The organism is Kitasatospora sp. NPDC127060 (assembly GCF_042724935.1).
Lineage (GTDB): Bacteria > Actinomycetota > Actinomycetes > Streptomycetales > Streptomycetaceae > Kitasatospora.
In genome coordinates this window covers 60,952-72,726 of record NZ_JBHXEG010000038.1, presented here as the reverse complement: position 1 = coordinate 72,726, position 11,775 = coordinate 60,952, and the positions used below count along the sequence as shown (strand labels likewise).

Genomic DNA, 11,775 nt, shown 5'->3' with positions numbered 1-11,775 from the left:
GAGGGCCTGCGCGAGTCCGCCGAGTCCTGGGCCGATCTGCTGCGCGACTGCCGCCGACGCGGCATGCGCGACCCTGAGCTGGTCATCGGCGACGGCGCCATGGGCCTATGGCGGGCGCTCGCCGAGGTGTTCCCGGCCGCACGGCCGCAAAGATGCTGGGTTCACAAATCCCGCAACGTCACCAACTGCCTGCCCAAGTCCGCACAACCCGGGGCGACAAAGGCGATGCAGGAGATCTACAACGCGGAATCCCGCACCCATGCCGAGAAGGCGATCGAGGCGTTCGCGAAGACCTACGGCGCCAAGTTCCCGAAGGCCGTCGCGAAGATCACCAACGACGCGGAGGAACTGCTCGCGTTCTACGACTTTCCCGCCGCGCACTGGATCCACCTGCGGACCACCAACCCCATCGAGTCGACCTTCTCCACCGTCAAACTCCGAACTAAGGTCACCCGCGGTGCCGGCAGCCCCGCGGCCGCGCTCGCGATGGTGTTCAAGCTGGTCGAGTCCGCCCAGGCCAGGTGGCGCGCGATCACCGGCGCCCACCTGGTGTCCCTGGTCCGCGCCGGTGCGCGGTTCGAGAACGGCGTCCTGGTCGAGCGCGAGGAGCAGGCCGCGTGACCCTTCACGACATCCGGCAGAACGCAGACGAGCACGTCCGCTTCGCGCCTCCCTCGACGAGCTACAGCAGGTCGCTGAGGCGCACGAGGTCGACGAACGGTGGAAATGCCTGAGCGGCGCCACGAGCCGGCATGTCACCCTGAGGTCGCCCAAGGGTAGACCGCTGGACCGTCGCAGGAGTGAGCAATGAAGTATGTCGATCTCGATGCCCGAGTCGGCGAACTGACCGGGGTCCTCGACCCTGGCCCCTACCTCGAGCTTCTGCCCGCGCTGAGCATCAGCCTGCCCCCGGGCGCCAGGGCGTTCGCCACTGACCCGAGCCACTACGACTTCGCCGGGCAGCGCTGCGTCAAGGACCTGACGCTCCACCAGGCAACCTTCCTCCAGGAGGGTCAAGCCCTCGACCTCCGCCTCCGTCACAACTGTTGGAAGCACGAGGAGGACCTGGTCGTTCGTTATGCGGGGGTGACAGCCGTCCAGATCAGCACTCCGAACGAGCCCTCGACCTGGGACAACCTCGGCACGCTGATCTTGGACGAGATCCTTCCGCACGACCAGGGCTGCACTCACGAGATGGCCTTCAGACCCGGGTCGGTCATCGTCACCTGCAACGACATCACCGCTACCTGGGTCGCAGCGCACTGCCCCGAAGGCCATGGAGGCTGAACAAGCTCGGTGCCTCACCCACAAGTCTTGACTATTGCTCGGAAATCAGAAGCTTGATCGCTGGATCGCCGAGGGGTTCTACGAGGTTGCGACATGAGTTCCGTCGTGGACCTCACACCCGAACTTCCCAAGGCCGGTGCCAGACCGCTACTACGAGGACTGCATCGAGCGTCTCGGCGATCTGGCCGACTGGTTCTTCCGGCTTGAAGAGGGCCACTACCCGAAGAGTTCCGGACCACTGCCTGAGCTCCGATAAACAATGACGGCCACGGGGTGCTGGTGCTCTCGCACCTGGACCCCGTGGAGCGGGATCAGGTACCTGGCTACCCGGCTGGGCCTCAGACGCCAGGCGGAAGAACCTCGATGATCTCGGCGATGCCAGCGAGAGGTTGGGCTTCGTGCATTGCTATTACGTCACCAGGCTTGAGATGCCGCCACTGCTCGGGTTGAAGGGGGGCCAGACGCACGTCGGCCGTCTCTCCCGGACCGAGTTGCGGCGCGAACTCCACCCAGATCCTTGCGATGTTCAGATCTCGTTGCCCGTCTGCGGTGCGGTTGCCGATGTCCCACAGCGGCCTGAGTCGCCCATCCCCTGAGAAGGTGCTCTGGCGTCCGCCCTCGTCGGCGCCCAGCAGAGTCAGCGTCGCGCGAACGGTGCCGTGCCTAACTTCCCAAGCCCGCCACTCACACCAACGGCGGCTGCGGTCGAGCATCATCTGCCGGGCGGCCTCGGCGAGCATCTCCCAGAAGCCGGTGGACACGGGATGGACGTCGGCGATCTCGATCAGCACGTCCAGCGCCATCTCCCATTCCTGGAAGGCGATCTCCTCGCGAACATTCCCGACCGACTGGCCGTTCTCCGCCATGGCGTCCTCAGGCAGCAGTTCGACAGCCCGCCGAAGAAGTGTGAACGCGTCATCCATACGCTGGATTCTCGCCTGGTCCCAGGGCTTTGTCACAGACGACCTGACCCAGAAGCTACGCGAGGGATGGCTCGGCGAGGTCGAGGGCCTCCAAGTCAGCCTCGCAGGCGCCCGACATCACATGCCGCTGGGATGCGTGGACAGCCAGTCGGGGTGCGCGGCTTTGAGAGCGTCCCTGACCGCGGCACTGGGCGCGAATACATCCCCGCCACCGTCATAGGGGTGATAGAGCCAGCCAAGATTGAGCGGGGCCAGGGTGACTCCTGCGATCACCTCGTCGGCCACGAGCCGCAAAAGCGGATCAAGAGCTTGCCTGTTACGCGGACGACGACTGATGTATTCGTGCTCGTAGAGGATGTCATCCGGGAAGTCGTCGTCATGAACCCAACTGCCCCAGTGCTGGGCATCCGGGTCGACCCTCTGGAGGTCCGCCATGCGCGTGACAGGCTCAGGGTCTCCGTTCCACTCCCGGGTGACCACATACAGCTCGTCGTCGCTCTGCCCCAGCTCGGCCAGCAGCGTGTGATGGCGTTCGAGGAGGATGCCGTACTCGGTCTCATCGTCCGGGTATCGCTTCGATCCGGGGAGGCTGTGAAAGCGCACCCATCGGTCGGGATAGGCCCGGCGCATCGGGATGTCCTGCTGCGGTGCAGGCCATTGCCGTTGCCACAAGGCACAGAGCGCTTCGAGATCAAGGCCGGGAGTACTTCTGTTCACCGCTCCATGATCGGGCATCGATGCGTCGGCTGACCTTCCACCCCCCCGTCAACGAGCGGCAGGACCGGCGCGGAGGGAACGGGACCAGGTTCAGAGAAGCAGGCGTGTTCGTGCGCACATGACGTTCCGTAGGGACGGCCGCAGGAGCCGAGTTCGACCCGGCGCTTGTCGAAGTGCTCGTTGAACTCGCTCCATCCGGTCTCGGTCTGTCCGAAGAGAACACCGCCCACCAGCGAGCAGCCCTGGACGCCCACGACCGGGAACTCGCCCGAGCGGACCGGCTGGCACCATTCGTCCGGCACCGGCTCCAAGCCCGCCGACAGGAACTCGCGGCCTTCCTCACCGAGACGGTCAGCATCGACCCGGACACCAAGGCGGAGAACCCGTGAGCCCTCACCTGCCCACCGACGAGCAGGTCCGCACCGCGATGGAAGCCGAACTCGCCGGGAGCGAGGCAGTCGGCCGACGCGCCACCGTCACCACCGTCGAGAAGCGCCTCCGTGTCACCCACGCGACCTTCTACCGCAACTACCCGGAACTGATCACCTGGTTCGAGACCCGGCTCGCCGACCGGAACCGCTCGGCCACGACCCCGAAGAACAGCGCCCGTGCCGACGACGAGAACGCCCGTCTCCGGTGGGAGAACAGCGACCTGCCCAAGCTGGTCCGCATCTACGCCGAGGCGATCCGCCAGCTGACCGTAGACAAGGCCGCCCTGGAGGACGAGCTGCAAGCGCTGAGCGGGGTGACCAGCCTCACCGAACGCCGCCTCCACAACACGGACATCGGACAGAACTGAAGGCCTCGCATGACCTCGAAGTAGCCACCGGGTGCTCCGGCCCGGTGCGGTCGGCGACCCGGGCGGCGCCGACCCGTCATCAACCCAGGGATGAAGCGCTCCCCGGAAGCCCTGGAGCCGCTCCGAAATCCGATGGATCCTCCGCCGCGAGCGAGGCACAATCCCGGTGAACCGCGGCGGGGGGAGCTTATTTGGACGTGTTCGCGTGTGCCGGGTGCTGTACCGAGCTGACGGCGCCGGTGTCCGAGGTCGCACTTCCCGTCCACACCGATCATGGTGCCTGGGAGGAACTTCACCCTCCGCTGATGGAGCCGGGGACGTACGCCGTCGACCCGCGGCCCACCGGGCCGCCCTGGCGGTTGTGGCAGGAAGTCGGAGAGGAAGCGGCTGCCCGGCAGGTGGTGTACGCCCCGGTGTACTCCGTCTCCTTCGGCGCGCGGGGCAGGATCGTCATCGCGCCAGGTGACTCCCGGTCGATGACTCTGATCCTGGAGAAGTGCGAGGGCTACTGCCGGGGCGTGGACGGCCGGGCCGGGCCCAATCTGGCCTGTGCGGGGTGCGGACGAGCCGTGGCGACCCGGATCGACGACTGCGGCTCGTGGCAGACCGTGTGGCTGGAGCCCGACGCGGTCCTCTGCCGTCCCTCGGGGCTCCCGGACGGCCCGCTGCCCGGCTGGGCGGACCTGGAGCGTGCAGAACACCGCATCCCGCCCGTCGAACCCGACGGGTCGTGGAGCCGCCGCTGGGAAGCCGCGGTCGGCGTCGCGCTGGCCCACCTCGTGGCGGCCACCGAGAACCACCCGGTGACGCTCCCCGCCGGCCCCGTCACCGAACTGCTCGACCACGCCGTGGCCCGCTACCTCCCGCCCGGGCCCGACCCCCGCTCGGTGGGGTTGGCCGGCCCGGGCATCCCCGAGCCCCGGCCCCGCCCCGACGTCCTCCTCGTCCCCCGCCACCCCGGCACGGGCGAGCCGTGGTGCCCACCCGACCGCGAGGCGACGGTAGTGCCGCTGGACAGCGGAGTCTGGGCGTACCTCACCAGCCCAGGGGAGACCTCGCCGACGCCCGCCACCGGGGTTCTCCCGGAGGGCGTTCTACGCGACGATTACCCACTGCCATCGCGCCCCTGGTACCCCCTTGAACCCCACGACGGTGCCTTCAGGGACACCCTGGTCGGGCTGCCCGCGATCTGCAGCCCCCGGCTGCGCAGGTATCACGACGCCGCGTACCGATCGTGAGCGCCTGATGGACGCCGGGTGTTGGCGGTCTCGCAATTCCCCACCCGTACGGTCACGTTTCGCAATGGGGCTGGCGGTTGCGGGTGGATACGCACGGTCAGGAGAGGTCTAACGTCGCCTCTCCTGGCCGTTCACATGGACAGCGGGTCGACCGGCGGCCATGGGTAGCCCAGTTGCTCGGCATCGTGCGAACCTCCCCAGACCTCGGCGGTGGCACGGGGATCGCCTGCGGTCAGCCGCGCTTCGAGGTGCTCGGCCTGGCCCGATGGGTCGTCTGCGGAGATCGGGAGGGTCATCCCGAACTGGAGCCAGGGCCGGTCTGCATCGGCCCGGTTACGGGGATGCGTCAGGACGACGTGGATTCGATCCGGTTCGTTGCGGGAGGCCCAGACGCCTTCCAACTCGCAGTCCCATCTGGCCAGCCAGTCCCCGCGTCTCCTCAGTCCCGCCTCAAGCAGCCGCGCAACCGCTCCTGCCGGCCACTCCCAACTGCGGTCCTCTTCGGCTCGCAGGACCTCGGCCTGGTACTGACCTGCGGTGAACCGAAGCTCCGGCAGGTCGAAGTCCGGGTAGGCCAGGTCGCGCCAGTCCGTCCAGACAACAAGATCCCCGTCACGCCTGACCGTCATGTACAGGGCACCACAGCACTCCTCCACGCCGCACCCGGACCAAGCGAGACGAACCTCATGTGGCGTCGCCGTGGCATGCAACGGCCCGTCTGGGCCCAACAGATACCGGGGGCCTACTCCCAGGTGCCGGGAGCCTCCCACGCCACCGGGGACCACCTCGGCCAGAAGATCCCGGCCATTGACGATCGGGCGGACCTCCATGCCGCCCTCGTCGAGCGGTGGGCACACGATGCTCAGACTGAGAAGGTCCGGTCTCATGGTCATCGGCCAATGCTCGCGGAGCCGACTCGCAACTGTCATGTGAATTCACGTGGCCTCCGCTCAGGACGGTAGTCGGGCCGCTCTGAGGCACGCTCGCCTCTGGACACCCTCTGGAACGACGGTGGTCGAACCGTCCCAGCGTCCGTGACCGTCCCTCCAGGGTTGCGCGTGCGAGCTTGGTGTTCGAGTCAAGGAGTCGTTGTCGACTGGCCGTCGGCCTCCGGGAGGAGTTGGAGCGCGCTGATCCAGGGTGAGTCGCCGGTCTTCTGGAACGCGCGGACCCTCCAGCGTCCTGTGGGCAGGTGGACGGGGGCATGGTCCGGCTCGCCTCTGCCGTCCGGGTAAGGCATGCCGAGGTTCTTGCCGGCCTCGGCCGAGTCCATGAGGGCCGCCGGTCCGTCGGTCGCCCAGAGGCCGCACTCCTCCCACGGCGTCGCCGGGTTATTCAGCGCGGCTTCGGTGGCGGCGAGCAGCTCGACGTCGGAGTCGGCAGCGAGCCAGCGCATGAAGGCCCTCTGCTCGGGCAGGTAGCAGGTGGTGGCGGGCTCGTCGCCCAGCACCAGCGCGGAGACGTCGCCGCGGCCGCGCAGGCCGATTACTTCGGCCAAGCCCTCGACCCCGCAGGCCCGGTCGTAGTCGTCGGGCTGGTCACTGTCACCGATGATCATGCCGTCCTCGGTGCAGCCGCCCCAGTACTGGAGTGCGGACACCGGGACGACGATCAGCGGACCACCCATGGATTCGACCCAGGTCAGATCGAGGGTCATCCGGACGGCATGTGGATCAGTACTCATGTGCGCAGTGTGCCGCTGATCAGTGACAAGCAGGGAACCTAGTGAGTACCTGCACGGCGGACAGCGGACAGAACTGAAAGGCCCCCATAACTACACGGCGAGAGCCTGTCTGATGAACCATCACCTTGTGTACCCACGGAGTCAGAGGAGCATCGAGCCGGGACGACTGCGGTGTGGTAGCGGTCGGTGAGTTTGTCGATTGGGTTGCGCCGGGTCGGAGCTGCTGAGAGCGCGGAGTACCGTTCGTGTGTTCGCGGTAGATGTGTCCGCTCGCTAACCGCTCGGAGCGGGGGTTGCTACGGCCCTGCTGTTCAGGGAGATCACGCTACGGAGTCTCGGTTGGCGACTGGCGTTTCCGGGACGGCCCGTGCTCGGCGGTCAGGAGTCGGCGTTGGGGGCTTGGCGGGGGGCGCGGAAGAGGCAGCCGATGGCTGCGGCGAGCACGATGACGGCGACGACGATGAGGGAAGCCGACAAACCGCTGATGAACGCGTCCTGGACGGCCTGCGTCAGGGCGGGGCCCTGGGGGCCGGCCTGTTCGGCCACCTGCAGGCCAGCGGCGGCGGAGTCGTGGACGGAGTCGGCGGCCTGGGGCGGGAGTTGGTCGATGCTGGAGGGCAGGGTGTCGCGGTAGTGGCTGCCGTAGACGGAGCCCATGAGGGCGATGCCGATGGCGGAGCCGACTTCGCGGGTTGTGTCGTTCATCGCGGAGGCCACGCCTTGCTGACCGCGGCCAAGGGATCCGGTGATGGCGGCGGTTCCGGCGGCTCCGGTCAGTCCGATGCCGAGGCCGCACAGGACCAGGCCGCCGAGGAAGGGCAGGTATCCGGAGTCGGCGTGGACGCGGGAGATGGCGAACAGACCGCCGCTGAGCAGGGTCAGGCCGGCGGCCATCACGGCCTTCATGCCGAGCCGGGTGACGAGGTGCGGGGTGATGTGGGAGGTGGGCAGCACGACGACGGCGACGGGGACGAGGGCGACGGCGGCTTTCAGGGGGCTGTAGCCCAGGATGAGCTGGAGGTACTGCAGGCCGACGAAGAAGAATCCGAAGACGGCCATGAACTGGACCAGCACGGTGACGGCACCGGCGCGGAATCCGGGGATGCCGAACAGGTGCGGGTCGAGGAGTGGTTGGTCGTTGCGCAGCCCGGAGAAGGCGTAGGCGGCGAAGCCGACGACGGTGACGGCCAGGGCGGCGAGGACGAGGGGTTCGGTCCAGCCCTGCTCGTTGCCCTCGACGATGGCGAACACCAGGCAGCCGATGGCGACAGCGGTGCAGGTTGCGCCGATGACGTCGGGCCGGTGGGGGTGCGGGTCCTTGGTGTTGGGGGCCAGGGTTGCCGCGGCAGCGCCTGCGACCAGGGCGGTGATGGCGCTGGCGACGAAGATGGAGCGCCAGGAGAACTGCTCCAGCAGGGCGCCCGCGGCGAGCATGCCGATGATGGCGCCGGCCGCGGCGAAGCCGGACCACACCGCGACGCCCTTGGCCCGTTGTTCGGCCGGGAAGGCGGCGGTGATCGTGGACAGGGTGCCGGGCATGATCATGGCCGCACCGATGCCCATGACGATCCGCCACACGATCAGATGGGTGGTGGTGTCGGAGAAGGATGCCGCGAGGGAGGCAGCGCCGAAGACGGCGGTGCCGGCGACCAGGACGTGGCGTCGGCCGATGCGGTCGCCGATCGCGCCCAGCGGCAGGACCAGCGCGGCAAGGGCGACGGTGTAGGCGTCGGCGATCCATGTGAGTGAGGCGTTGGTGGCGGACAGGTCCACGGCGAGGTCGGGCAGGGCCAGGTTGAGGGCCGAGACGGAGGCGACCACCAGGACGAGGGCCAGGCACATGGCGAACAGGACGCCGCGGTGGCCGGCCCGGCCTCCGGCGGCCTCCTCGGATGTCTGGAGGGGGGTGCTGGGAGAGGTCGTCATGGGGATCACGTCCCTTGGATCAAGGGTGGCCGGTCGGGGGTGAGGCAGCGAGCCTCGATTTCCGATGAGAGCATCAACTTCGATGAAGTCAGGCAAGACGGGGCGTGTCCTGGCCCGCTGTCACCGTTTCGGGGGGCGCGGGGCCCGTGGGGTTCGGGCCTGGGGCCGTGATGGCCTGGCGACGTCATGCGCCGGCGGCGGGTGCGCCGGTTCGGAAGGTGACGTTGTCGCCGGCGAGCTGGGCTGGCAGGCCGATCGCGCCTGTCAGGAGGGCGTTGAGGTGGAGGCCCTGGGGGATGTTGTGCAGGGGGATCGGCTGGTCGAAGATCTTCGCGAGCAGTTGCGTCCCGTCCTCGGGCAGGCCGCCGGACACCGGGTGGAGGTCGGTGAAGACGATGGTGTTGGCGGCGCCTGCGGAGGTCTCGGCGGTGATGGTGCTTGCCCCGACCAGGGGCAGGAGGACCTGCGCGTCGACGTAGCCGGGCCGGTCGCCGGCGGTGATGCCGAGGCCGAGGGCGCTGGAGAGGTTGTCGTAGGACAGGAAGGCGCCGGCCTTGGCGGAGTCGGCATGGGCCGCCTGCTCGTCGCCTGACTGCCGCACGCCGGTGAGGTCGAGGTCGAGGGCCGCCGCGGCGGCGAGGACCGGGTGGCGGCGCGCCGCTGCGATGGGCATGACGGGCACGGGGACTCCTTGTTCTTGGCCGCTACGGCCGGTCGGCGGTGGACGCGTCGAGCAGCTCCGCGTCCCGGCCCAGGGCTGTGGCCCGCTGCCGTGTGGCGGCCTCGGGCTCGGCGGACCAGTGGGGCTGCGCGGCGGTGGCCCGGGCCTTCGGGCCGGGGCGCGGTGCGATCGCGGCGCAGGCGATGGCGGCGATCGCCAGAATCGCTGCGATGACTTCCATCGACGAGGTGAAGCCGGAAATGAAGGCGTCGCGGACGGCGGCGGCCAGCGCGGGCCCCTGGGCACCGAGGTGGGCCGCGACTTCGAGCCCGCCGGCGGCGGAGTGGTGCACGGTCTCGGCGGCCTGGGCGGGCAGGCGGGACAGGTCGTCGGGCAGTGCGGAGCGGTAGTGGCTGGAGAACACCGAGCCCATCAGTGCGATGCCGATCGCGGAGCCGACCTCGCGGGCGGTGTCGTTCATGGCCGAGGCCACCCCCTGTTTGTCGGGGCCGAGGGAGTCGACGATGGAGCTGGTGCCGGTGGCGCTGGTCAGGCCGATACCGGCCCCGGCGAGGATCAGGGCGCCGAGGAAGGGCAGGTAGCCGCTGTCGGCGTGCAGGCTGGTCAGCCAGAACATGCCGCCGGCCAGGCACAGCAGGCCGACGGGCATGACCGTCTTGACGCCCAGGCGCGTGGCCAGGCGTGGTGTGACCACTGAGGTGGGCAGGACGACGGCCGCGACCGGTATCAGTGCGACCGCGCTGTGCAGCGGGCTGTAGCCGAGGATCAGCTGGAGGAACTGCAGACCGACGAAGAAGAACCCGAAGACGGCCATGAACTGCACCAGGATCGCCAGCGTGCCCGCGCCGAAGCCGCGCAGTTTGAACAGGCGCGGGTCCAGCAGCGGGTGTCGGCTGCGCAGGCCCAGCACCACGTACGCGGCCAGCGCCACCACGGCGACCGCGAACGCGGCGAGGACCTCCAGGCGGGTCCAGCCCCGGTCGTTGCCCTCGATGATCCCGTAGACCAGCGCCCCCACCGCCAGCGCGGTGGTCACCGACCCGGGGAAGTCGAAACGCTCCCGCACCGAGCTGCGGGTCTCCGGGGCCAGCAGCAGCGCGGCGAGCGCGCACACCAGCGCGGTGGCGGCGCTGGCCCAGAAGATCGACTTCCAGGAGAACTGCTCCAGCAGGCCGCCGGCGGCGAGCATCCCGATGATGGCCCCGGCCGCGGCGAAGCCGGACCAGATCGCGACCCCGCGGTCCTTCCGGTCCTCGGGGAGGACCGCGGTGATGGTCGACAGCGTCCCCGGCATGATCATGGCCGCGCCCAGGCCCATCACCACCCGGCACACGATCAGGTGTGAAGTGGAGGAGGAGCAGGCCGCGAGGACCGCGGCGGCGCCGAAGACGACGTTCCCGGCGATCAGGACCTTGCGGCGCCCGATCCGGTCACCGAGCGCGCCCAGCGGCAGGACCAGCGCGGCCAGGGCCACGGTGTAGCCGTCGGCGATCCAGGTCAGCGCCGAGTTGGTGGCGCCCAGTTCCACGGCGAGGTTCGGCAGCGCGAGGTTCAGCGCGGAGACCGATGCCACGACCAGGACGAGGGACAGGCACATGGCGAAGAGCGCGCCGCTCTGGCGGCCATGGCCTGTTCGGACGGGGGAGTTTCTGCTCTCGAGCATCGCCATGCCCTCATCGTAACTGATGCTCTTATCAGTTACGACCAGATCATCAGTCGCGATGTACGGGCGGGCCTGCAGGGCCGGGGGACGCGGCAGACCCCCGCGCCGTGGAACGGGGCGGGGGTCTGGGTGGGCGTGCGGCCAGCGGGCCGGGGTCAGGGGAGGTCGGGCAGGGGGTGGGTGGCGATCTCGCGGGCCTCGTCGGTGGGGAGCCCGAGCATGCGCAGGATCATCTCGGCCATGTTCTCGCCGGCCTGCGCACCGAGATCTCGCGCCGAGTTGAGCTGGAGCAGGCCGATCAGCGCGCCGCCGACCGCCGACAGGGCCACGAGCGGGTCTTCGAAGGTGAAGCGGCCGGACGCCTTGCCGATTTCCAGGTCGCGCAGGGCGCGCGGTCCGAGCCCGGTGGCGGCGTTGATGTGCGGCAGGCCGCGCAGGCGCAGGATCTGGGTGATCTCGGGGTGCGAGGCGGCTAGCCGCAGCGTGAGGCGGACGCTGGCGGCGAAGACCGCGGCCGGGTCGTCGATGCCTTCGGTGACGCTGTCGAGCAGCTGGCCGTACTCCTCCAGGGCGTCGCCGACCGCGGCGTCGAAGAGGTCGTTCTTGGTCTCGAAGTGGTTGTAGAACGTGCCGAAACCCACGTCGGCGCGTTCGGCGATCTCCTGGATGCTGGCCGAGGTCTCGCCGGTCTCAGCCAGGATCTGCCGCGCGGCGGCGATCAACGCCTGGCGGGTACGCGCACGGCGGCGCTCGAAGCGGTTGGCACTGGCGGGGCCGTCGGTGGTGTCGAGCTGGTTCGGCATACCGCCAGTCTAGGCACATTCAGATCTGATGACTCCATCACTTTAACCCTTGA

Annotated in this window: 13 protein-coding genes; 5 read left to right on the top strand and 8 right to left on the bottom strand. The window is 69.0% G+C overall.

Annotation, left to right across the window (positions count from 1 at the left end; genetic code table 11):
• Positions 1-621, top strand: a 621-nt coding sequence (locus ACFWIS_RS21570) for an IS256 family transposase (protein WP_380456050.1), incomplete at its 5' end; no start/stop codon positions are given.
• 186 nt (positions 622-807) lie between these two features.
• On the top strand, positions 808-1,287 hold the full coding sequence (locus tag ACFWIS_RS21565; RefSeq protein WP_380456053.1) for a hypothetical protein: 480 nt from the start codon (positions 808-810) through the stop codon (positions 1,285-1,287).
• A 338-nt stretch (positions 1,288-1,625) separates the two neighbouring features.
• Here ACFWIS_RS21565 and ACFWIS_RS21560 read toward each other — a convergent pair whose 3' ends face one another.
• A complete protein-coding gene (locus ACFWIS_RS21560; RefSeq protein WP_380456056.1) occupies positions 1,626-2,210 on the bottom strand; it encodes a hypothetical protein in 585 nt (194 codons plus the stop codon).
• 117 nt (positions 2,211-2,327) lie between these two features.
• Positions 2,328-2,927, bottom strand: a complete 600-nt coding sequence (locus ACFWIS_RS21555; protein WP_380456058.1) for a hypothetical protein — start codon at positions 2,925-2,927, stop codon at positions 2,328-2,330.
• A 173-nt stretch (positions 2,928-3,100) separates the two neighbouring features.
• Between ACFWIS_RS21555 and ACFWIS_RS21550 the strand changes: the two genes are divergently transcribed.
• The 3 genes from ACFWIS_RS21550 to ACFWIS_RS21540 all read left to right on the top strand — a co-directional run bounded on the left by ACFWIS_RS21550 (position 3,101) and on the right by ACFWIS_RS21540 (position 4,964).
• On the top strand, positions 3,101-3,316 hold the full coding sequence (locus ACFWIS_RS21550; protein WP_380456061.1) for a hypothetical protein: 216 nt from the start codon (positions 3,101-3,103) through the stop codon (positions 3,314-3,316).
• Positions 3,313-3,726 (top strand): hypothetical protein, encoded by a 414-nt coding sequence (locus ACFWIS_RS21545; RefSeq protein WP_380456064.1) that lies wholly within the window; start codon positions 3,313-3,315, stop codon positions 3,724-3,726. The genes ACFWIS_RS21550 and ACFWIS_RS21545 overlap by 4 nt, the downstream gene beginning before the upstream one ends.
• A gap of 305 nt (positions 3,727-4,031) precedes the next feature.
• Positions 4,032-4,964, top strand: coding sequence for a hypothetical protein (locus ACFWIS_RS21540; RefSeq protein WP_380523959.1), 933 nt, complete (start codon positions 4,032-4,034; stop codon positions 4,962-4,964).
• Between the two features lie 131 nt (positions 4,965-5,095).
• Here the strand turns inward: ACFWIS_RS21540 and ACFWIS_RS21535 are convergent, their stop codons facing one another.
• The 6 genes from ACFWIS_RS21535 to ACFWIS_RS21510 form a co-directional block, all read right to left on the bottom strand.
• Entirely contained in the window at positions 5,096-5,593 is a 498-nt protein-coding gene (locus tag ACFWIS_RS21535) for a hypothetical protein (protein ID WP_380456069.1), read from the bottom strand.
• A gap of 449 nt (positions 5,594-6,042) precedes the next feature.
• Positions 6,043-6,648, bottom strand: coding sequence for an Imm21 family immunity protein (locus ACFWIS_RS21530; protein WP_380456072.1), 606 nt, complete (start codon positions 6,646-6,648; stop codon positions 6,043-6,045).
• Positions 6,649-7,026: 378 nt separating this feature from the next.
• A complete protein-coding gene (locus ACFWIS_RS21525; protein ID WP_380456075.1) occupies positions 7,027-8,574 on the bottom strand; it encodes an MFS transporter in 1,548 nt (515 codons plus the stop codon).
• A gap of 184 nt (positions 8,575-8,758) precedes the next feature.
• The gene (locus tag ACFWIS_RS21520) at positions 8,759-9,247 is read right to left on the bottom strand and encodes an LmeA family phospholipid-binding protein (protein ID WP_380456078.1); all 489 of its coding nucleotides are present in this window, start codon (positions 9,245-9,247) and stop codon (positions 8,759-8,761) included.
• Between the two features lie 31 nt (positions 9,248-9,278).
• Positions 9,279-10,925 carry an MFS transporter gene (locus ACFWIS_RS21515; RefSeq protein WP_380456081.1) on the bottom strand — a complete coding sequence of 549 codons (1,647 nt, stop codon included), beginning with the start codon at positions 10,923-10,925 and terminating at the stop codon, positions 9,279-9,281.
• Positions 10,926-11,074: 149 nt separating this feature from the next.
• A complete protein-coding gene (locus tag ACFWIS_RS21510; protein WP_380456084.1) occupies positions 11,075-11,722 on the bottom strand; it encodes a TetR/AcrR family transcriptional regulator in 648 nt (215 codons plus the stop codon).
• Between the last annotated feature and the right edge of the window lie 53 nt (positions 11,723-11,775).